Genomic DNA, 21371 nt, shown 5'->3' with positions numbered 1-21371 from the left:
CGCTACGGCGAGCGCTGGGGCCGCTATTGGCTCGACGCCGCCGGTTACGCCGACTCGGAGGGCAAGCGCGAGCAAGACCTGCCGCGTCCGCATGCCTGGCGATATCGCGACTACGTGGTCCGCGCGTTCAACGACGACAAGCCCTACGACCGTTTCCTGCTGGAGCAGCTCGCTGGCGATGAACTGGCCGACTATGAACGCGGCGAAATCACGCCGGAGATTTACGACAACCTGGTGGCGACCGGTTTTCTGCGGATGGCGTCGGATGTCACTTGGGCGAACATCACGGGCTATCTTTCGGACCGCGTCGAAGTGATCGCCGACGAGATCGACGTGCTCGGCTCGGCAGTGATGGGGCTGACGTTGAAGTGCGCTCGCTGCCATAGCCACAAGTTCGACCCCATTCCGCAGCGCGACTATTATCGGCTGGCCGCGGTCTTCAAGGGCGCGTTCGACGAATACAACTGGCTCAAGCCCGACATTCGGTCCGGCGCCCCGCTGAGTCAAGACGTCGCCGGCCTCCGGCAGCTTCCGTTTGTCACCACGGCCGAGCGCCGCGCCTGGGAGGACCACGAGACCGCGATCGACGCGGAGCTGGCCGCGGCGAAGGCACGCTCCGTAACGGAGAACGAGCTGAAAGCGATCGAAGCCCGTCGCCGGCCCGAGCCGCAAGTCCGCGCCCTCTGGGACCGCGGCGAACCATCGCTCACCTATACCTATCGCCGCGGCGAGCCGACGAACCTCGGTCCGCTCGTCGGGCCGGGCGTCCCCTCGGTGCTGACCGACGGCCGCACGCCGTTCGTCGTCGAGCCGCCCTGGCCCGGAGCGCGGCAGACGGGCAGGCGTTTGGCCTTCGCGCGTTGGCTCACTCAGCCCGACCATCCGCTCACCGCCCGTGTGGCCGTGAATCGGATTTGGAAGCACCACTTCGGCGGCGGCATCGTGAAGACGCTGGGCAATTTCGGCAAGGCCGGCACGCCGCCGACGCACCCCGAGCTGCTCGACTGGCTGGCCCGCGAGTTCGTGCGGCAGGGCTGGAGCATGAAGGCGATGCACCGGCTGATGATGACCAGCGCCGCCTATCGGCAATCGTCGGCCGTGACGGCCCAGCATGTGCAAAACGATGCCGCGAGCGCGCTCTTCTCTCGCATGCCGCTCGTGCGGCTCGACGCCGAAGCGCTCTACGACTCGATGCTGCTCGTGGCCGGTCGGCTCGACGAGGCGCCCTTTGGTCCGGCCGACGCCGTGCAATCGCGGCCGGACGGGCTGGTGACGCCCGTCGCCACGCCGCGCGGCTGGCGGCGGCTGGTCTACGTGCAGCAGTTGCGCAAGACGCTCCCCACGCATCTCGACGCCTTCGATTACCCGCAGATGAGTCCCAACTGCCTCGAACGGCGGGAATCGATGGTCGCGCCGCAGGCGTTGCACCTGATGAACAACGGCATGGTCTTCGATCTGGCCGAGCAGTTTGCCGCCCGCATCGAGCGCGAAGTTGGGCCTGATGTAAGCAGACAGATCGAACGGCTGTATCTCATCGCGCTTGGCCGCCCGGCGAACGACGATCAGCGGCGGCTGGCGCTCGATGCCCTCGACCAGCTCGCAGCGCAGTGGGAGAAACAGCTCGCGGCGGCCGGCACACCCGATGCGGTGGCTGCTCGGCACAAGGCGCTGACGGCCGTCTGCCACGCCGTCCTCAACTCGGCCGCTTTCCTTTATGTGGATTGACTAACCATGAAGCTGTCATTGAACCGCCGCGATCTTTTCCAGCGAGTTTCCGGAGGCATATTCGGCGCGGCGCTGGCCTATCTGGCCGGCGAAGAGGCGGGCGGCGGGCGGCTGATGGCCGCCGACATCGAGGCGCCGCACGCCGATCTCAAGCCCCGCCCGCCGAACTTCGAGCCGAAGGCCAGGTCGGTTATCCACCTGTTTATGAACGGCGGTCCAAGTCAGATGGACCTTTTCGATCCGAAACCGGCCCTCGACCAGCACCACGGCGAGGCCTATTTCAACAAGATCGCCGGCGAAGTCGAAAACCCCGCCAGCGCCGGCGCGCTGATGCGCAGCCCGTTCAAGTTCGCCCGGCACGGGCAGTGCGGCATGTGGGTCTCCGACGCCCTGCCACAGCTTGCCGGGCAAGTCGACGACATCGCGCTCATTCGCTCGATGTACACGACGAACCTCACGCACGAGCCGGCCATCTATCTGATTCAAAACGGCAAGATGTCGCCGGGCCGGCCGACGCTCGGCTCGTGGGTGGTCTACGGCCTGGGAAGTGAATGCCAGGACTTGCCGGCGTATGTGGTGCTCGACGATCCGCTCGGTCTGCCGATCAACGGCGTCGAAAACTGGCAGGCCGGGTTCTTGCCGCCGGTGTTTCAGGGGACGCGGTTCCGCTCGACCGGTTCGCCGCTGTTGAACCTGCGGCCCGAGGTCGATCGGCCGGCCGGCGTCGTCGAGACCGAGCGCGTGCTGCGCGACCGGCTCGACCGGATGCACCTGAGCGAGCGGCCCGGGCAGCCGATTATCGAGGCCCGTATCGCCAGTTACGAGCTGGCCGCGCGGATGCAGTTGGCCGCCAGCGACGCGCTCGACCTGGCGCGCGAAACGCCCGCCACGCTTGACATGTACGGCGTGGGCCGCGAGCCGACCGATTCCTACGGTCGCCGCTGCCTTTTTGCCCGGCGGCTGGTGGAGCGCGGCGTGCGTTTCGTGCAGCTCTACATCAACGGCCAGATCTGGGACAATCACACCGCGCTGGCCGACGGGCTGAAGACCGCCTGCCAGCGCACCGATCAGCCGATCGCGGCCCTGCTGCGCGACCTTCGCCAGCGCGGCTTGCTCGACGGCACGCTGGTGGTCTGGGGCGGCGAGTTTGGCCGCCTGCCGATCGCCCAACTGCCGGCCGACAAAGACGAACGCAAGGCCGGCCGCGATCACAACAAAAACGCCTTCTGCGCCTGGCTCGCCGGGGCGGGCATCAAAGGCGGCACGACCTACGGCGCCACCGACGAGCTGGGACTCGCGGCCGTCGAAGATCGCGTGAGCGTGCCCGACTGGCACGCCACCCTTCTCCATCTACTCGGCCTCGATCACGAACGACTGTATGTGCTCGACAACGGCCTGAAGGAGCGGCTGACCGGCGTCGAGCAGGCCCATGTTGTCGAGGGGATTCTGGCATGATCGTCTGACAAAGAGTATCGACTCCCGCGTTGCCGGCTGCCGTCTTTGATTGACAGGAAGAACGTTTCTGTTATCCTGCATTTGCGTATCCGTTTTCTCCCTGATGGAACGATCTCCGATGAGTAGCGCGCAGCCAGTGCCTGCCGAGGTAGACACCGAGCGAAACTACTTTGAGGTTATTCGTTTTCCGTCCGATGAAGCGAGGCGGCAGGCGTACAGCGCGCTGATCGCGTCAGGCAAGAAGCTCTCTTTTTCGACGTCCGAAATCAACGTGTGGAACGTGCGGACCGAGGTAGTTAGAGCGCTTCTGGCGGCGAAGGTGCCTTTCGAGTGGCTCACCCGCGACGTGAAGTGATCGCGCCCATGCCTCCGCGTCGGCCCGTCGATCTATCGGCACTTGAAGAACATGTCAGCCTGCTGAAGTGCAAGACGGGCATCGCGCGCGACGATTCACGCAAGAAGACCGTGAGTGTGCCGAAGGACTCGCTCGTCCCGATAATTCAGGCCGAGGTCGGCAGTGTGGTGCCCGTGGATGTTGCCCGCTATCGCCTTCTCGTGCCGATTGCGCAGCTCATCGCATCAACCTCCGGCAAGGTTGAACGGGTGATGGTCGCATCGTTGAACGATTTGGATACACTCGAAAAGACGTTCGTTCGGCATCTGGTCGGTGCAACCGTCCACCTCCAGGAACCTTCTCCCATTCGCGGCGTGGGTGCCCGCGATCCGATGGACGTTGTGGGCACGGGCGAACAGAACGAACACGCGATGTTTGAAGTCTATGCCGCCCCAATCCACGCCTCTGACGAATACTTCCGCGCAGTTCGACGTGAGCTGGAGGATGCCCTCGGCGAGGGCGTAATTCTCATCGAGCGCCAGCACGTGACCCTGATCTGAGAGGCATCATCAGAGACACTGTGGCTACGCGTCGAGCCAGCCCTGCGTCTAGACTAGTCGACGTACAGGAAAGCGTTCAGGTTGAACATGGCCAGGGCGAACTCGCCGAGCGGCTGCTGCGAGAGAAACTCCGCGGCCAGCCCCGCTTCGCGATCGCTGGGCGGCCGGCCGGTCACCAGCCGATAGGCCAAGTCCACCTGGCGGCCCGGATCGCCCGCCGCCTCGCGCGCCAGCCGCTCGGCAAATGCGTCGGCCAATTCGTTCGACAGCCGCCCGTTGAGCAGCTCCAGGGCCTGCGGCGCATGTGTGCTCGATTCGCGGCGAGCGCAACTGATTTGCAGGTCGGGCTGGTCGAACACCTCCATGAACGGCAGCCGCAGGTTGCGCTTGGCCAGCAAGTAGATGCTTCGCCGGTCGTATTCGCCACGGTCGGCCGTCACTTGCCATTGCGAAGGCGCATAAAGCAACTCCACCAAATCGCTTTCGACCGGCACGATCACGCTCGGTCCGCCGGCCTTCAGGTTCAACCATCCTGCGACAGCCAGCATGGCGTCGCGGATTTCTTCGGCCTGAAGGCGGCGCCGCGGGAAGTGCCACAGCAGCCGGTTTTCGGGATCCTTGACGCTGGCGGCCGCGTCGATCGCGCGCGCCGACTGCCGATAGGTGCCGCTGGTGACGATCAGGCGGTGCAGCGACTTCAACCGCCAACCGTCCGCGATGAACCGATTGGCCAACCAGTCGAGCAGCTCCGGATGGCTGGGCTTGTCGCCGTTGACTCCCAGATCGTTGGGCGTGGCCACGATGCCGCGGCCAAAGTGATATTGCCAGACGCGATTGACGATCACCCGCCCGGTGAACGGGTTGCCGGGGTCGATCATCCATTCGGCCAGCCGGGTGCGCGGATTGGGCACATCGGCCGGCAGCTCCGGGGCGTCGTCGGGCAAAAGCACGCCCGGCACGCGCGGCCCCACCGCCGCGCCCGGCTTGTCCCAGTTGCCGCGCTCCAGCAGATGAATTGGAGTACGGCGGGCAGCGTCGTTGGCCACGGTGCAGATCGCGTCAAGCGGCGGAGGCAACTGCCGTTCGAGGTCTTTCAACCGCGATTCCAAGTCGGGCCTGGTGCCGGCCGCTGCTTTCTCCAGTTCCTGCTCGACCTGCTTGAGTTCGGCCTTCAGCTTGTCGGTGCGTTTTTTCCAGGCGGCCTGCTCGCTTTCGCTGGCCAGCGGCAGGTTATGTTCATAGGTCGCGGCCAGAAAGGCTTCCAGCCGGTAGTAGTCTTTCTGGTGGATCGGGTCGAAAAAGTGGTCGTGGCAGCGGGCACAACCAACCGTCAGCCCCAGAAAGGCCGAGCCGATTGTGTTCGTCATCTCGGTCAGCACTTCGTTGCGGCTGCCGGCGACTTCCTGATTGCCGGCGTTTCGCCGCACGGGTCCCAGCCGATGAAAGCCGGCCGCCACCGAGAGCGACCGATCGGCCGAGGCCAACTCGTCGCCCGCCACTTGTTCCAGCACGAACCGGTCGTAGGGCTTGTCGGCGTTGAGCGACTCGATGACCCAATCGCGGTAGCGCCAGGCACCGGGCAGATAGTTGTCGTACTCGAAGCCTTCGGTCTCGGCGTAGCGGACCACGTCGAGCCAGTGCCGGCCCCAGCGCTCGCCGTAGTGCGGGCTGGCCAGCAGCCGGTCGACGACGGCCTCGTAAGCCTGAGTGGATGGATCGCGAACGAATGCCTCGACTTCGTCCGGCGTCGGCGGCAGTCCGATCAGGTCGAAATAGAGCCTGCGAATCAACGTGCGCCGGTCGGCTTCGGCGGCAGGCCGCAACTGCGACGCTCGCAGTCGGGCCAGCACGAAGGCGTCGATCTCGTTGTGCGGCCAGTCGCGGTCGGCCGCTTGAGTGAAGCTAGGAGGTTGCGGCGCGCCTCGCGGTTGGAACGACCAATGGCTGCGGTCGTAGTCATCCTCTTCGGCGCGCGGGTCACCGGCGCCCCCGATGAGCAGGGCGGCGGCGAGGACGATCGAAAGCGGTCGCAAGGCAGGCTCCAAGCATGGCGTGATGAACCGCCCTCAGTCTAAACCGGCGCGTCGCGAATGGCGAGTCGTCTAATCCAGGTAGACGAACTCGTTAGCCGTCAAGAGGATGCGAGCATAGCTTGCCCAGGCCTCGCGCGCGTCGGCCGCCGCGCCGGACGCCGCCAACTGCCGCAGATACTGGTTGAGATAGGTCACTGCCCGTTCGCATTCCTCGCTGCGACAGTGCCGCCCAAAAGCCAGGCGGAAACCGAGATCGACTCGCTGGCGATCATCACCGGCCGACGCCAGCAAGCGGTCGGCCAGACGCGCGGCCTGCTCGGCGACAAACGGATCGTTCATCAGCCACAGCGCTTGCAGCGGCACGGTGGCGCTGGTCCGCACATCGGTCGAGGTGTTCGGGTCGGGACCGTCGAACAGGGCCAGATAGGGATGCCGCTGGATCCGCTGCGTCATCAGGTACAGGCTGCGATGATTCGACGGATAAACCGCCTTGAAGGGATTATGCTGCGTCCAGCCCCACTCGCCGACCGCGGGGAACGGGTGGCCATCGGGGCGCATGCGGTCGAGCGTGCCCGACACGGCCAGCATTGCGTCGCGAATGGCTTCGGCCTCCAGGCGGCGGCGGTCGTGGCGGCCATACCAGCGGTTCGCCGGATCCTTTGCCACCGCTTCCTCATCGTCGCTGACCGAAAGCTGCCACGTGTGCGAGTGCAGAATCAGCCGGTGGAGATGTTTGCCCGACCAGCCGCTCTCAATAAATCGGGCAGTGAGCCAATCGAGCAGCTCCGGGTGCGTCGGCGGTTCTCCGCGTAATCCAAAGTTCGACGGCGTGAGCACCAGCCCCTTGCCGAAATGGTGCTGCCACACGCGGTTGACCATGACCCGTGCCGTGAGCGGATGTTCGGGCCGGGTAAGCCATTGGGCAAGTTGCAGCCGACCGCTGGATCCCGCCGGCAGATCGAACGGCCGGCCGCCCAAGAAAGCGGGCGGACCGCGCGGCACCACCTCGCCGAGATTGGCCGGATCGCCGCTGCGTTGTACGCGGGTCTCGACCACCGCTCCCTCCGAGACGGCGTAAGCGCCAGGCAAGTCGGGCGGAAGTCCCGGCCGCCGCAGGTTGCGCAACTGCGTCCGCAGCGGGTTGAGCTTCGCTTGCAATTCGCCGTCCGTCTTGGAACGCTCTTTTTCCAGTGCGGCCAACTCATTGGCCGCCGTACCACTTTGACCGGCCGCGGCGAACTGCTCTTTCTTGCTTTTGATCGCCGCATCCAGTTCTGCGATTCGCACCGCGGCCGGATCTTCCTTGGCCAGCCGGTCGATCTCCGCCTCGCGCTTCCGCTGCTCCTCTTGCCACGCGGCCAGCCGCCCGGCCGCCTGCTCGGGCGGCGTCAAGGGCACGAAATGCTGCCGGAACAATCCCTTCGAGTGCAGTTCTTCCGCCCCCGCCCAGGCAAACTGCGTCGAGGCAAAGATGCCGTAGAGCGCGTAGTAGTCCTCCGTGGTGACCGGATCGAATTTGTGGTCGTGACAGCGGGCACAACGGAGCGTGAGTCCCATGAAGGCCCGGCCGGTGGTATCGATGGCGTCTTCCAGCGTCAGGTGCCACAGCTCGTAGGGCGCGGTGGCGTAACGGCGCGCGAGGGCCAGATAGCCGGTGGCCGCCACGCGCTCGGCGTAGAGCTTCGGACCGTCCTTCGCCTCCCCCGCCAGCAGGTCGCCGGCAAGCTGTTCGCGGAGGAATTGGTCGTACGGTTTGTCGCTGTTGAAGGCGTCGATGACGTAATCGCGGTAACGGCGGATTTCGGGAATGGGATAATCGGCGTTGTCGCCCGCCGTATCGGCATAGCGGACCACATCCATCCAATGTCGGCCCCAGCGCTCGCCATAGTGCGGCGACGCCAGCAGTCGCTCGACCAGCCGAAGAAAGGCGTCGGGACGCTCCTCGGCGACAAACTCCTCGACTTCTTCCGGCGTGGGCGGCAGGCCGATCAGATCGAAGTAGGCCCGGCGGACGAGCGTCAACGGGTCGGCCGGCGGCGATGGCTCGATGCGGAGCTCGCGCCATTTTGGCGCGATGAAGCGGTCGATGGGCTGATCGGACCAGCCGGTAGGATCTTCCGGGGGCGTCGCATCGCGGACCGGCAGAAACGCCCAATGCCTTGCTTGCCGCTCGCCATCGGCGATAAGCGACGTCTGTTCGGGCCACGGCGCGCCGCGGCGGACCCATTCAGTGAGAGCGTCCACCGCGTCGGCAGACAGCGGCTCATCGGGCGGCATTTTGCGCTGGCCCCGCCGAACGGCATCGATGAGCAAGCTCTTGTCGGGCTCGCCCGGCACAATAATCGCGCCATGTTTGCCGCCCCTGATCAGCGAGTCACGGCGATCGACCTTCAAGCCGCTCGACACCTTATCGCCGCCGTGGCACTTGAAACACTTGCCGACGAGCACCGGCCGGACCTTGGTCTCAAAGAACGTTTCGTCATCGTCGCGCGGCGGCGCGGTATGTCCGATGGCCGACAACGTCAGCCAAACCGCACCGAACAACGCTGCTTCAACTCGATGATCCGCCATTGGCACAACACGCTGATTGCTCGGGATTAGCTATACTGCACGGCCTGCCTCCTTGAACGTGTGCCGTCGGGATTGAGCTTACTGCGGGAGCGCACGTGGAGCAAGCAAGGCGACTGGCGGGCAGTTATGCACGTCGGGCTCCTTTACTTGGCAGTGTCGCCCCAACGGGAGGTTTCGCCCTGGCACGTCCGCCTTAGTTGCCAGTCGGTGCGATTCACTCGCTCGGCCCACGAGTTCATTCTCGTTCGGCGGCGCGCGTGACAAACACTTCAGGGGCTTTAAACATATGCCGAATCAGCGCATTCGCCGGCTTCGTCGGCAGCGAACGGCCGCCCTCCCAACGCGCGTAGGTCTTTTCTTCCACGCCTAGCAACCACCGTTGCTGCGAACTACCACCGACCTTCGCGGGCTGGTCAGGTCGCGTTTCCGGGCTCAGGTCCCAGACCAGTGCCGTGCCGTCGTTCATGCCGGTCACCAGGTATTGGGCGTCGGGCGAAAAAGCGAAGGCGGTGGCACGGCCTCGACCGGAGTCGAACGTCGCGATGCGACGCCCGGCCTTCAGATCGAAGACGCGGATGTCGCCGCAGCCGGGGTCCGTCATACGGAGCAGATCGTTGACGGCCAAGAACCGGCCGTCTTTGGAAACTTCGATCTTGCCGCCCCGGTCGGCGCCTTCGGCCGGAATCGTCAGCATCGGTTCGCCGCGGCTCACATTCCAAACGACGATCTCGCGGCCCTGCCGGGTGATCAGCGTTGCGGCACGCCGATCGAGCAACGAACCGATGCCGATTCAAAATCCCAGATCAAAATCTTGTCCTTACAGCCTGCGGCGAGCGTGCGACCGTCTTTTGACAGGGCGATTGGACCGTATCCGGCTTGTTTGTCGGGCGTCGCCAGCTCGCGCACGAGTTGTCCGCCGGCCACGTCCCAGACGCGCAGTTGAACCATGCGCACGGTCTGCGCGGGATACGGCTTGCCGAACTGCTCCCTTGGAATGGTGACATGGCCTCCGGCCACGAGCTGCTTGCCGTCGGGCGTGAATGCCAGGCCTTGCAGCTTTCCGCGGGTTTCGTCGATGAAACGAGCCGGCTGGTTGGCAACGACGTCCCAGATCACGATCTTGCCGGCCTTCGACTGAAATGGCCGCTCGTCCATACCGGCGGCCAAGAACCTGCCGTCCGGCGAGAAGCTCAACGCGGCAATCGTCGGGGGCACCGATCCAAGAAGGAGGTCGTCGGTATCTTTTGGCCGCGTAAACGTATCGAACGACAAGAGCTCGCGGCCTCCGTCGGTAGTCCAGACGCTAACGACCGCCTTCTGGCTTTGGTCAACCGCATAGAGTCGTTTCGCATCCATAGAGAACGCCATCGCAGAGACGCCCAGAAGGTTGCCGGCGATTTCGAGGCGCTTCTCGCCACTTCCAACGTCATGCACATAGCGGCGTAACGACGGATCAGTATGGAAGAACCTGGCAGCCAGGCAGGCGTGCCCGAAGACGTTCATACGCCTTGGGGCTGATTTGTCGAGGGTTAGTCAATCTGAGCACAACAAGACCGCTGAGGCGCTCTAGCGGCAGCAAGGAGGCGTCGTCGATCGCTCCCGCGTCGAGCATGAGCATCTCCAGGTTCCTCAGTCGTCCCAGCGAGGCCAGGGCTTCGTTATCCAGCCGAACATCGGACAACGTGAGCCGCCACGGAACGCGTAGATGAGCAAGGATCTCTAAATGGGCGGCCGTGACCGTCGGGCCGCGCAGCTCAAGCTCCAATCCCACGTTGCCAAGCTGTGACAACTGCCTGACGCCCTTCTCTGAAAGGTTTGGCGCCGACAGTTGCAGCGACCGCAGCCGCGGCAGAGCGGTAAGAAATCCGAGACCATCGCCCGTCAGGCTCCGACTTTGCAGTTTCAAGCTCACGAGATTCGTCATCCACGCGACATGCTTCAGGGCCCCGTCGGTAAAATCCGCTTCGATCTCGAGCCGTTCGACATCTCGAAACTGCCGAAGCGGCTCAAAATAGTCGTCGCCGCGCTCTCCACCCATGATGTGCAGCGAGATGACGCGATCGAGCGGCTTGAGCCGGCCGCCGGACAGATAGGGAATCGTGTGACGGACCGAAGCGGGAAGCCCGTATCGCACGTCAAAACTGCAGCGCAACCGCTCCAGCGCGGCGTCTTGCCAACGGTGCAGAAAAACGATCCATGCGAAGCCTGCGCCCAGAGCCAATTCTGCCACGAGCATCTCGTTGACCGTGAACTGCCACACCGTTTTTCGCCCGTGGCGACAGCGATACTCGCAAAGGGCGCCTGCCGCCAGGATGATTGCCAGAGCGATGGCCAGATCAAAGGCCAGCTCTCCGCCCCGGAATTCAACTACGCGGCCCTTGGTTCGGAAAAGCCACATTCGAGAAGTGTCGCGGTTAAGGAACTCGTGCGGCCAGCCATACACGTCGCCATACCGTTGGAGAGAACCGGGAGTCGTACCTGGGGCCGCATTCATCAGGATCAGCACGGCCGCCGCCACGATGGCCACCGCCCCCGTCGTGCGGTGCCACCTCCAGAGCGGTCGCCGCGATGGTTCGTCTCTCATTTCTCAATCTCTCATCTTTCGTCGGCGGCAGGACTCGCTCCGCTCGCTCCACCCTGCGGATCTACGAATCGTTGCTTCTCAAATAGACCCACACTTGACCGTGCGGCGCGACGATCGGCTTGGGCGGGGGCCTCGTAAGCTCGCGGCGCATGGAGCGCATCTGGTTGCCGATCACGCGCAGGCCTGCCAGCCGCTGCTCTCGCGCGGAGCCGGTCTCGTTGTCCAGCGCCCCGCGCTCGGCCGAGAATTTTTTCGACAGGGCGGAGAGCTTCTTTTCCAACGCCGCGTCGTGGGCCCGCTCCTCCTCGGAAAGCTTGACTTCCGGTGTCACTACGGATGTCCATACGCCGCCGACCAGCAGGTCGAGCCGGCCGTCGGCGTCGAAATCGCAGACGCAAGGCCGCGCGCCACGGCCGGGCTTGGGCACTTGCTCTTCTTCGTCGAAGAAGAACGGCGGCACCAACTCCTTCCCGTCCTCAACCGTTGTCGCCTGTTCCGCGCCAGCGTGGCGATAGTATGTGACGCTGCCGTCGCCGGCGCCGACGATGAGATCGAGCAGGCCATCGCCATCCCAATCGGCCATGACCGGCGCCGTGCTGCCGGACCACGTGTAGACCGGGTCGTCGTCTGCCGTGAACGCTTCGGCAGGGCCGTAGGTTGGCTGCCGGCGGCTGCCCGTGTTGCGCAACAGGCCCAAGCCTACTGGCTGGACCGGGACGACCAGATCGAGACCGCCGTCGCCGTCCCAATCGGCGGCGTGAGCTGCCGCGCCCGGCAAACCAACAATCTCCAGGCCGTCTGCTCGCTTCAAACTCTCGCCTTCGGCAAACGAGCCGTCTTTCCGGCGTCGGAAGACGACGATGGCGCCGTTGCCGGTGCAGGAAAGAACGTCGAGGAGGCCGTCGCCCTCGAAATCGACTAATTGCGGCACAAAGCCGACGGAACCACCAATCCCGCCGTCGTTGGGGCCGGGGAACACCTTCGCGGCTTCGCCCGCGGCGCCTGCCTTGAACCACTGGAAATCGTCGAACCGCGGACGTTCTCTCGTGCCCCGGTTGGGATAGATGCGCAGCTTGCCGTCGAACTGGCCGACGAAAAGGTCGGGCAAACCATCGCCGTCGAAATCACCAAAGTAGGGCGCCAGGCCGCCCTGTTCGATGTCGATGGGCGTGCCGCCGACCTCGACGGGAGTCGGCTCCGATAGTGCCGCCGCCGGCCCAGGTTCGTCGCCTCGCGCAGACAAGGTCAAGCCGGCGGCAAAAGCTCCGGCCGCGAGAAAACCGCCGTAGACGCGCCGTCGAGCGAATCCTGTTTGTTTCATGCGGGCGTCTCAGGGTTTATACTGAGGGGCGAACGACTTCTCGATCGACGTTCAGTTTAGCTTATTCGCGGCACGGCGAACACCAACATCGACATCTATTACCTATGCCAGCTTCCTACACCGGTATTGTTCGTGGCAACAGCATCCAGTTTGAGGGGGAATTGGGCTTGCCGGATGGTCAACGCGTCAGCGTTACCTTGAAGCCCGTCGGCGCGGCACGCGGTGACGCGAACGGACAACTGCAATCTGAGTTTAACCGACTGTCGGCCGAGTGGAAGAATGCGACGGGGCATCTCTCCAACATCTCTCAAAAGACCAGACATCCGGCCTACCAAGCAATCATTGCGATGGGAAAACCGGCGGTGCCTTTGATACTTCGTGATCTGGCGGCCGCCCCGTGCGACTGGTTTGCAGCGTTGGAGCAAATCACAGGCGCGGATCCGGTCCCGGAATCCTCTTATGGGGCCGTCAATAAAATGGCGAAAGCCTGGCTCGATTGGGGCAAGAGCCGGGGGTATGACTGGTAAGCGCCGGAAACGTTTGAAGACGCCGGTACGGCTGCGACCCTTGTCCGATTCTTGCCCGAAGCTGAACAGCGGCAATCACAAGGTCACCAGCCCCGCAACTTTTCGTTACAACTGCGTTGCTTGGGCCGCGGGAGTCGCCACCCAAAAATGGGGCGATCAAAAGCCCTATTTCTGGCCCAAGGAGGTGATGCGTGGCGGCGACGTCGGCTCGCTGATCAAGCTGTTCGAGTGGCTTGGATACGAGCAATGCGGCGACGGCATGTTCGAGCCGGGGTTCGAGAAAATAGCGATCTATGCGATTGGCGGCATTTGGACCCACGCAGCAAGGCAAAAGAGCAATGGTCTATGGAGCAGCAAATTGGGCGACTTCGAAGACATCGACCATGCTTCTCCCGAAGCTGTTGCCGGCGGTGATTACGGCGAGGTCGCCGCGTTCCTGAAGAGAAAGCGACCCCGCAAGAAAACTAAGTGACCCGGCAAATGAAACACTTCAAATACTCGCTGTCCAAACAGGTGGCGCTGATCGGATGGTCCGCGCCGGCGCCGCGCTGCTCGAGCACCTGTATCTCGCGGCCGCTGCGGGCCGCGACTTCTGCCAACGTATGCAGAAAATCTTCCCGCGTCACGTAGCCCGAACAACTGCACGTCACGAGCACTCCGTCGGGTTCCAACAGGTCGACCGCCAGGCGATTGAGCTTGTGATAGGCCCGCAACGCCTCTTCCACCGCCTGGCGACGCCGGGCGAATTTGGGCGGATCGAGCACGATGCCGCCGAACCGCCGCCCCTCGGCCGCCAACGATTCCAACGAGCGAAAAGCGTCGCCGCACTCGAACCGCACGTTGGCCGCCTCGTTCAATTCGGCGTTGGCCTTCGCCAAGGCAATCGCCTTCGGGCTGGAGTCGATCCCCAGCACGTCGACCGCACCCCCCAGCCGCGAGGCGCAAAGCGAAAAAGCGCCGCTGTAGCAGAACATGTCGAGCACGCGCCGGCCGCGCAGATAGCCGGCGGCCGCGCGACGGTTCTCGCGCTGGTCGAGAAAGAAGCCGGTCTTTTGCCCGGCTGAAAGATCGACGCCGTAACGCAGACCGTGCTCTTCGATGAACACCGGGCCATCGGGCGATTCACCCCAGGCCAACTCCTCGCCCACGATCGGCGGCAGCCCTTCGAGCTTGGCCACATCGGGATCGTGGCGAAGGAGAATGCCGCGCGGTTTGACAAGCTCGGCCAGGACCGAAACCAACAGCGTCAGCCGCGACGCCATGCCGAGCGCCGAGACCTGCACGACCAGGTAATCGGCGTAACGGTCGACGATCAGCCCGCTGACGCCGTCGCCTTCGCTGAACACCAGCCGCGCCGCCGTCGTGCCGGCGCCGTCGGGCAGCCCCTCGCGCAGGGCGAGCGCGGCTGCGATGCGGCGCCGCCAGAACGCTTCGTCGAGCGGCTCGTCGGCCCGCCAAGTGTAAAGCCGCACGCGAATGCGGCTCTGCCCGTTGTAAATGCCGCGGGCGATCCACTCGTCGCGGTCCGAGATCAGGTCAACCACATCGCCGTCGGCCGGCCCGCCCTCGGTCCGCTCGACCGCGGAATCGAGCACCCAAGGATGCCGGCCGAAGAAGGGACGGGCTTTGCGCGGCTTGAGCACCAGCCGGGCCGCCGTTTGGGTCGATGTCATTTGGCCCCCAGCACTTCCTCGACGTCGGTCTTGAGCGAACGCATGTACGACCGCCATTCCTGGTCCAGCCCTCCGCGGTCGGCGCCGAACGCGCGGTCGAACAGCGGGTTCAGCACGTCGGGCGTAAAGTCGATGTCGGGCGGCAGCTCGCCCAGGGCTTTATAGAACCGCATCAAGTCGTCGAAATGTTTTTCGACCAGAAAGTGCGTCAACGCCCAGGCCTGGCCATAACCGTGCAACATGGCGCCCAGCGAACGGGCGTAATCGAAAATCTGGTCGCCGACGATGAAGTTGAGATTGGAGTGCTCGCGGTCGGGTTCCAACGCGCGGTAGTATTTGAGCCGCAGTTCGTTGACCGCGCCGATGCCGCTCCAGGCCCCGTCGTTGGGCGACTCGAAATACGCGGCCAGCCCCTCGTGGACCCACTTGGGCACCCGCACCTGGTGCGGAAACAAGCCCGTGTTGGACGCCATCTGGTGCGTCGCCTCGTGGCTGACCACTTCGATGTCCTGGCTTTCCTGGTCGATGTCGATGAGCAACTCGACGGTGTTGGCCAAGCGCACGATGTTTTTGGCGCCGCGGGCCTTGGCCTTCACCGCCCGTTGTCCCGCGTCTTTGAGCGTCGTGGAAAGCTTGTCCAGCATTTTGAACTTTGCGCTGGAGCCGTGGTCGAAGAAGAAGCTGATGTTCTGTTCCGGCAGATAGAAACCGGAGGCGTTGATCAACTCGGAGCTGAGCCGGGTCGAAAAGTCCTTGTAATCGGCGTAGTTGTTGAACAGCACGACCTGCAGCCGCTGCTGGGGCACTTCCAGGTCGACGCCATGCGAATAGAACGTGAGCAGGAAGCTCTCGTAGACGCGTTCCAAAAGCTCCAGCCGCTGCTGATGGCGAGGCTTCTTGCTACGGGCATTCTTATCGGGTTTGTCGGGCGTGTCGTACAGCAGCGAAAAATGGTCGCTGGTGGCGAACTTCATTTCGTTGCGGTGGACGAACTTTCGCAGTGCTTCCGCTTCGCCGTCGCGCTGCGGCAGCGGCTTGTGCAGTTGATCGCGCAGCGCCAGGATGCGTTTGGCCTCGGCGTTCTTGGGATCGACTTCCAACGCCGCTTCCACGGCCTCGTAGTACTCCTTGATCATGCCGTGCTTCAGCGCCCAAACGCCGGCCTGGAACATCGCCGCGGCGTCTTTCTTGTTTTGGCCGGCGACAAGACGTTTCTTGTACTGCTGGTTGAGCGTGGGCACCGGGTGAATCTTGCAGTCGTGCAGATCGAAATAGAGTGTGCCCAACGGATGCTGAAGCGACATATTTCCGCCTTGCAGGCCGGTGGCCTTGCCTTGCAGCAGAACGCGGAGCGTGGTGCCCGGCAGGATGTATTCGACGAAATCCGCCCGCGCCGCGGCGGTGGACAGCAGCAGCGACAGCAACGCGACAATGACGACGGTATAGGATCGCACGGGTTTGTTTCCCCCTCGGCCTTCAATTTTGGATTTTGGATTTTGGATTTTGGATTTCGTTGCTAGTCAATCCAAAATCCAAAATCGAAAATCCAAAATCCCACTACGGCGCATGGGCCGGCAGATCGACGGTCTCGCCGCCGTGAATCGTACACAATGCCCGGAACACGGCCGGATCGATGTCTTTGGAGATCCGCCTGACCGAACCGTCGGCCAGGGCCACCACCGCGCCTCCGCCGGGGTCGCCGGCCGGGCCGAAGCCGGTGATCGGGTCGAAATAGGGCGCCCGCGCGCCGCGGACGGTGGCGCCGCCACCCGATGCCCACGGTCCCACGATCTTTCCGGCGTTGACGAGCATCAGCGTGTTGCCGGCGCCGTCGGTGATCTCTTCGGGCCGGGCGATCTGGTCGTAGCCGAAGATGCCCGCCCGCGGATCGCTGCGCGGCAGAGAGGCGGCCACCCGATTGCGAGAGTCCTCGACGCCGGCCATGCCCACATAGTGCGTGAAGGCCGGCCCGATCACGTCTTTGGCGCCGATGATCTGCATGTTGCGGTTCGGATTCGAGGGGTCGATGAACGCCGGAATGACCTGGCACGTCAGCTCAATGTTGGCCTCTTCGTGCCATCCCTTATTGAAATCGAAGCGGTTATAGAGATCGCTATGCCCCAGGTAGGGAAGCAGATCGATCATCCAACTGTAGCCGGCCACCACCGACTTCTCTTGAAATCGCTTCACGCCGGCCAGTTTGCCCCCTTGCAACCGCCATTGATTCGCCGCGGCGGACAAGGCAGACAGATCGCCGGAAGCCATCGCGCCCGAAGGGGCGTTGCCCTGGGTCAGCCGAGGCGCGACCGAACTGCCCGCTGCCGATGTGCCTGCCGGCATCGCATCGGGCACCGTGGTGGCCGGGTCCGCAGTCACAGAACTCGTTACGGCGGGGCCAGTCACCACGGGCCCCGTCCCAGCGGGGCCGTTGACTTCGGGGCCGCTGGTTACGGCACCGTTGACAACCGGCCCGGCGTGCATGGCGCCGGCAGACGCGGTCGCGGGCGGCATGGCAGTCGTTGCTGGAGCCGGGCTGGCTGCGGTGTTCGGCTGGAATACGCCCGTGCCAAGCTCGGTCACGCCGGAGCCGGCCGGCGCGGCCGCCGGGTTATTGGGCTGCGACTTGCCGCAGCCGCAAAGGATTGCCACGGCAACCGAGCCACCTACCGCAACGAGCGTGCGTGAATATGACATGAAGCCCTCGATTCGCAGAAAAAAGAAACCGCTTGCACGGGGGCGCCGCTGCCCTCAACGCGATCTTGCCTGAAGGACATGATAGCGAACTTGCTCCCCGTTTCAAATGATTTCATGGCCCCCGGCGGTAGGACCGGCCTCAGCGCCGCCTTGCCAACGGCTGGAACTTCTCCTTCGGAAAGCATATCATTGTCTAACAAGCGTGCCGGGCCGTTGTGGTCCGCGCGTGCTACCGGCCCGGCGCCGCTTCGATGGGCCTTGTCTCGGCGCACCAGAAGCGAATGTCCAAAGGCAAACTCCGGCAGCAAATCGCCTGGGAAGCTGCCCGCTTGATGTACGAGCGCGTCGAATCGGAATACTACCGGGCAAAACTCAAGGCCGCACGCCGCATGGGCGGCTGGGTGAAGCCCAAGGATCTGCCCAGCAATCGGGAGATCCGCGACGAGATCCAGGTCTTTGCCCGGCTTTATGAGGGCCAGCGGCGGCTGGAAAATCTCCGCGACATGCGGATCGCGGCCCTGAGAATGATGCGGCTTCTGCGGTCCTTCCGGCCGCGGCTGATCGGCAGCACGCTCACCGGCCACGTGCGCCGCGGCAGCGACATCGACCTGCACGTTTTTTCCGACAGCATCGAAGCGGTCGCCGCCGCGCTGGAGCGGGAAGGCTTGGGCTACACGGTCCAACGCAAACAGGTGCGCAAGCAGGGCGAAGAACGCATCTACACCCACGTACACGTCGTCGATCGTTTCAGGTTCGAGCTGACCGTCTATGCCGAGAACATGGCCCATTTCGCATTCAAAAGCTCGGTGACGGGCAAGCCGATCGAGCGTGCCAGCATCGCCGAGCTGGAGCAGTTTCTGGCCCGCGAGTATCCCGACTTGGCGCTCGACGACGCCCTGGCCGAAGCCGAGAACCAGGTCGACCGCTTCCAGATCTACCACATGCTGCTGTTGCCGCTGGAGCAAGTGAAGCAGTCGCCCAAGTATCACCCCGAAGGTGACGCGCTGTATCACAGCCTGCAGGTGTACGATCTGGCGTCGCACGAGTTGCCCTACGACGAAGAGTTCCTGCTGGCCGCCCTGCTGCACGACGTCGGCAAGGCCATCGACCCGCACGACCACGTGGCCGCCGGGCTGGAGGCCCTGGAAGGATTCATTACCGACCGCACACGCTGGTTGATTGAGCACCACATGGAAGCCCACGCTGTCCTCGACGGCAGCCTCGGGCAGCGCGCCAGAAAGCGGCTCGCCGAGCACGAGGATTACGAAACGCTCATCTTGCTGGGCCGTTGCGACCGCCACGGCCGCGCGTCGGGCGTGGCCGTGCCCGAACTCGAAGAAGCCCTCGATTACGTGCGTCAATTGTCCGACACGTGCGGCTGAACGTTTTTGCACAAGTGGCACGCAAGGGTGGCTGGGGCAGAGCTTGGCCGGGATGGCTTGGCCGTACGAGAACGCAGCGGTAGTTGGCTAAACTTAAGGTTGGCGCCCACGGCTAAACTCCGCCGTCCCTACGGGACGAATCCGCCTGGAACAAAACCGGCACAACGTCAACGATCGCGGGGGCGTGAGATTTGCGCTGCCCCATGCTATGCTGTCCCAGATGACCCGGCAAACGATCAGCTTCGAGCGCAAACGGACCGACGCCGAGCGGCGGACGAAACAGGCTGAAAAGTTCCTGCGAATGCTAAAGCTGCTGGAGTTGCTCGCCGGCCGCGGACGCCGGACGCCGCAGTCGCTGGCGCGTGAACTCGGTTGCAGCCAGCGAGAGGTGTAGGTCATCAAGCCCGTCGAGTTGCGCCGGCGGTTCGTCGAGCAATTGGAAGAAGGTTTGCGAATGAATCGTGAAGGAAAACCAAGCAGGTCAGGCCGAACTCACGCTTTCAGCGAACCGCGGAGGCCCAAGATCAACTCGACTTCGCCGATGGGGCTGCCGATGCGAGTCGCAATGGCGGGGGTCGAGAGGCCCTGGTCGGCCAAGGCGTAGATTTCGGTCTGGCGCCGCGCCGCGGAAGCGCCTGCCCGCGTTCCCGCGGCGTCGATCCGCAAAACGCTCGGCTCGACGGGCGTTTTCTTCTCGGCGGCTGCCTGCGGAGCGACGGCTGCCGCCAACTCGATGGCCGCCTCCAGCCGCTCGGCTTGCCGCGTCGCCTGGCGAATCAGCTCCTCAAGAATCCCGATCTTCGTGTCGAGCTGGGCGTTCAACTCGCGCGCCAGGCCGTGTGCCTCGACTTCCCAGCGCCGCAGGTCTTTCGGCGCGTCAAGGCGATGGGCCGGGCGCGGCTCAGACTGAGACTGCGACCAGCCCGACGGCGACGGCAGCTCCGCTTTCGGCCTCACGGCGAGTTGCCGGTGCGTGCGAAACAGCAGCACTCCGCACGTCAGCGCAAGGCCGCCCAGAAAAAGGATGGTCGTGCCTTCAATCTGGCCAAGAAGAAACATCCTTGTTTGTCCGTTGTCCGCCCACTGACCAGTGGTGAGTGGATAGTGGGTAGTGGATAGTTGGAGGAGCCGCTGCGCGGCACTAACCACTAACCACTAACCACTAACCACTAACCACTAACCACTAACCACTAACCACTAACCACTAACCACTAACCACTAACCACTCCCTACGCCCGCTTGCCACGCCCGCTGCGCGGCTTCATACACGTCCCGCAACGGCACGTCCCGTTCACGGGCAATCCGGCTGCACGACTCATATTCGGGCGAAAAACTCGGCTCCTGCCCGGCAATCCAGCCCAGCTTGCCGTCGATCGGGCCGAACTCGGTCTCGACCTGGTGCGGCTTTCGCTCCAGCTTGTGTCGGCTGGCCGGCCAGCGACGCACGCCGAGCGTGCCCGTCTCGCGAAACAAAATCCGCTCCACATTCTCCGCCAAGGACGGCTGGCAGAGCACGGTCAACGTCACTCCCGGCCGGTTCTTTTTCATCTGAATGGCGGTGGTGTATACGTCGAGCGCTCCGGCCTCCAACAGCTTGCCGGTGGCGAAACCGATGACTTCGCCCGACACGTCGTCGAGATTCGTTTCGAGCACCCACACCTGATCGGCCGCCAGGCCATCGGCCGACTCGCCGACGAACAGCCGCAGCAGGTTCGGCTGCTGTTCCAGGTCGCGCGTTCCGGCGCCGTATCCGATGCGGTCGATCGTCATCGCGGGCAGCGGGCCAAACTGATCGACGAGCGTCGCGGCGATGGCCGCGCCCGTGGGCGTGGTCAGTTCCGCCGCCACCTGCGACTCCGCCAGAGGGATGCCTTGCAGCAGCTCGGCCGTCGCCGGAGCGGGAATGCTGCACGTACCGTGGGCGATGGTCACGGTCCCGTGTCCGGTGGGAACCGGCGAGCAGGCAATGCGGTCGACGGCGAGCAGGTCCCAGCCGATCGCCGCACCGACGATGTCGGCGATGGAGTCGACCGCCCCGACCTCGTGGAAATGGACCTTGCGAATCGTCGTGCCGTGAACCTTGGCTTCCGCTTCGCCGAGCTTCGTGAAGATGCGCTTGGCCAGATCTTTCTGACGGCCGCTCAGCGTGCTGCCGTCGATCATGTCGGTGATGTGGTGCAGATGGCGATGGGCGTGTTCCGGCGGGTGTTCGACGGTGATGTGGAGGCCGCGGAAGCCCTTGCGCTTCGCCTCGTTGGCCGTCAGTTTCACGCCGGGCAGCCCCAGCGAGTCGATGCCGGCGTTGATGGCCGCCAGATCGACGCCTGCGTCGACGAGCGCGGCCAGCGTCATGTCGCCGCTGATACCGCTCAAGCAGTCGAGATAAGCAATTCTCACAGTGTCGTGTTTCGCCTTGTCCGGCTGAGTTTGGCTGCCGCCGTAGGCTGTCGAGTTTCGCGATTGCCCGCCCGTTTGTCCATAGCGAATCTCATTCGCAACAAAATCCGGCAAG

General features: G+C 64.1%; 19 protein-coding genes. 8 read left to right on the top strand and 11 right to left on the bottom strand.

The features are described 5' to 3' along the window. From VNH11_25365 to VNH11_25350, 4 genes are all read left to right on the top strand, one after another. Positions 1–1725: DUF1549 and DUF1553 domain-containing protein (locus tag VNH11_25365; protein HVA49721.1), on the top strand; the 1725-nt coding region annotated here is incomplete at its 5' end. Positions 1726–1731: 6 nt separating this feature from the next. Next, on the top strand, positions 1732–3180 hold the full coding sequence (locus VNH11_25360; GenBank protein ID HVA49720.1) for a DUF1501 domain-containing protein: 1449 nt from the start codon (positions 1732–1734) through the stop codon (positions 3178–3180). A 118-nt stretch (positions 3181–3298) separates the two neighbouring features. Beyond that, positions 3299–3535: a hypothetical protein gene (locus VNH11_25355; GenBank protein HVA49719.1), complete on the top strand. Its 237-nt coding sequence runs from the start codon at positions 3299–3301 to the stop codon at positions 3533–3535. 8 nt (positions 3536–3543) lie between these two features. Next, positions 3544–4074 carry a hypothetical protein gene (locus VNH11_25350; protein HVA49718.1) on the top strand — a complete coding sequence of 177 codons (531 nt, stop codon included), beginning with the start codon at positions 3544–3546 and terminating at the stop codon, positions 4072–4074. A gap of 53 nt (positions 4075–4127) precedes the next feature. Here VNH11_25350 and VNH11_25345 read toward each other — a convergent pair whose 3' ends face one another. The 6 genes from VNH11_25345 to VNH11_25320 form a co-directional block, all read right to left on the bottom strand. Further along, complete coding sequence (locus tag VNH11_25345) at positions 4128–6107, bottom strand: DUF1549 and DUF1553 domain-containing protein (GenBank protein HVA49717.1); 1980 nt, start codon at positions 6105–6107, stop codon at positions 4128–4130. Between the two features lie 69 nt (positions 6108–6176). After that, a complete protein-coding gene (locus VNH11_25340) occupies positions 6177–8651 on the bottom strand; it encodes a DUF1553 domain-containing protein (protein HVA49716.1) in 2475 nt (824 codons plus the stop codon). 262 nt (positions 8652–8913) lie between these two features. Next, positions 8914–9453: a hypothetical protein gene (locus VNH11_25335; protein HVA49715.1), complete on the bottom strand. Its 540-nt coding sequence runs from the start codon at positions 9451–9453 to the stop codon at positions 8914–8916. Continuing rightward, positions 9426–10034, bottom strand: a complete 609-nt coding sequence (locus VNH11_25330) for a hypothetical protein (protein HVA49714.1) — start codon at positions 10032–10034, stop codon at positions 9426–9428. Before VNH11_25330 ends, VNH11_25335 begins: the two co-directional genes overlap by 28 nt. Positions 10035–10131: 97 nt before the next feature. After that, entirely contained in the window at positions 10132–11262 is a 1131-nt protein-coding gene (locus tag VNH11_25325; GenBank protein ID HVA49713.1) for a hypothetical protein, read from the bottom strand. Positions 11263–11323: 61 nt separating this feature from the next. Then, positions 11324–12583 (bottom strand): VCBS repeat-containing protein, encoded by a 1260-nt coding sequence (locus VNH11_25320; protein ID HVA49712.1) that lies wholly within the window; start codon positions 12581–12583, stop codon positions 11324–11326. 104 nt (positions 12584–12687) lie between these two features. On the opposite strand from VNH11_25320, the gene VNH11_25315 reads away from it, so the two are divergent. Together VNH11_25315 and VNH11_25310 are read left to right on the top strand one after the other, a co-directional pair. Continuing rightward, positions 12688–13110, top strand: coding sequence for a hypothetical protein (locus VNH11_25315; GenBank protein ID HVA49711.1), 423 nt, complete (start codon positions 12688–12690; stop codon positions 13108–13110). Beyond that, complete coding sequence (locus tag VNH11_25310; protein ID HVA49710.1) at positions 13100–13582, top strand: hypothetical protein; 483 nt, start codon at positions 13100–13102, stop codon at positions 13580–13582. Before VNH11_25315 ends, VNH11_25310 begins: the two co-directional genes overlap by 11 nt. Here the strand turns inward: VNH11_25310 and VNH11_25305 are convergent. From VNH11_25305 to VNH11_25295, 3 genes are all read right to left on the bottom strand, one after another. After that, a complete protein-coding gene (locus VNH11_25305; GenBank protein ID HVA49709.1) occupies positions 13575–14783 on the bottom strand; it encodes a class I SAM-dependent rRNA methyltransferase in 1209 nt (402 codons plus the stop codon). The two genes, VNH11_25310 and VNH11_25305, sit on opposite strands and share 8 nt — an antisense overlap. Then, entirely contained in the window at positions 14780–16237 is a 1458-nt protein-coding gene (locus VNH11_25300; protein HVA49708.1) for a DUF1570 domain-containing protein, read from the bottom strand. Before VNH11_25300 ends, VNH11_25305 begins: the two co-directional genes overlap by 4 nt. 103 nt (positions 16238–16340) lie before the next feature. Beyond that, a complete protein-coding gene (locus VNH11_25295) occupies positions 16341–17477 on the bottom strand; it encodes a DUF1559 domain-containing protein (GenBank protein HVA49707.1) in 1137 nt (378 codons plus the stop codon). 281 nt (positions 17478–17758) lie between these two features. Here VNH11_25295 and VNH11_25290 point away from each other — a divergent pair, with 281 nt between their 5' ends. After that, positions 17759–18859 (top strand): HD domain-containing protein, encoded by a 1101-nt coding sequence (locus VNH11_25290; GenBank protein ID HVA49706.1) that lies wholly within the window; start codon positions 17759–17761, stop codon positions 18857–18859. A gap of 220 nt (positions 18860–19079) precedes the next feature. Then, positions 19080–19253 carry a hypothetical protein gene (locus VNH11_25285; GenBank protein ID HVA49705.1) on the top strand — a complete coding sequence of 58 codons (174 nt, stop codon included), beginning with the start codon at positions 19080–19082 and terminating at the stop codon, positions 19251–19253. 98 nt (positions 19254–19351) lie between these two features. On the opposite strand, the gene VNH11_25280 is transcribed toward VNH11_25285, so the two are convergent. Both VNH11_25280 and larC read right to left on the bottom strand, forming a co-directional pair. Then, positions 19352–19918: a hypothetical protein gene (locus VNH11_25280; protein ID HVA49704.1), complete on the bottom strand. Its 567-nt coding sequence runs from the start codon at positions 19916–19918 to the stop codon at positions 19352–19354. Positions 19919–20077: 159 nt separating this feature from the next. After that, positions 20078–21370: a nickel pincer cofactor biosynthesis protein LarC gene (gene larC, locus VNH11_25275; GenBank protein HVA49703.1), complete on the bottom strand. Its 1293-nt coding sequence runs from the start codon at positions 21368–21370 to the stop codon at positions 20078–20080. Position 21371: the final 1 nt, after the last annotated feature.

The sequence above is a fragment of the Pirellulales bacterium genome (genome assembly GCA_035533075.1).
In the GTDB taxonomy this organism is placed as follows: Bacteria; Planctomycetota; Planctomycetia; order Pirellulales; family JAICIG01; genus DASSFG01.
Note: the sequence above shows the minus strand (reverse complement) of the source record. Positions and strands in the feature narration are given on the sequence as shown.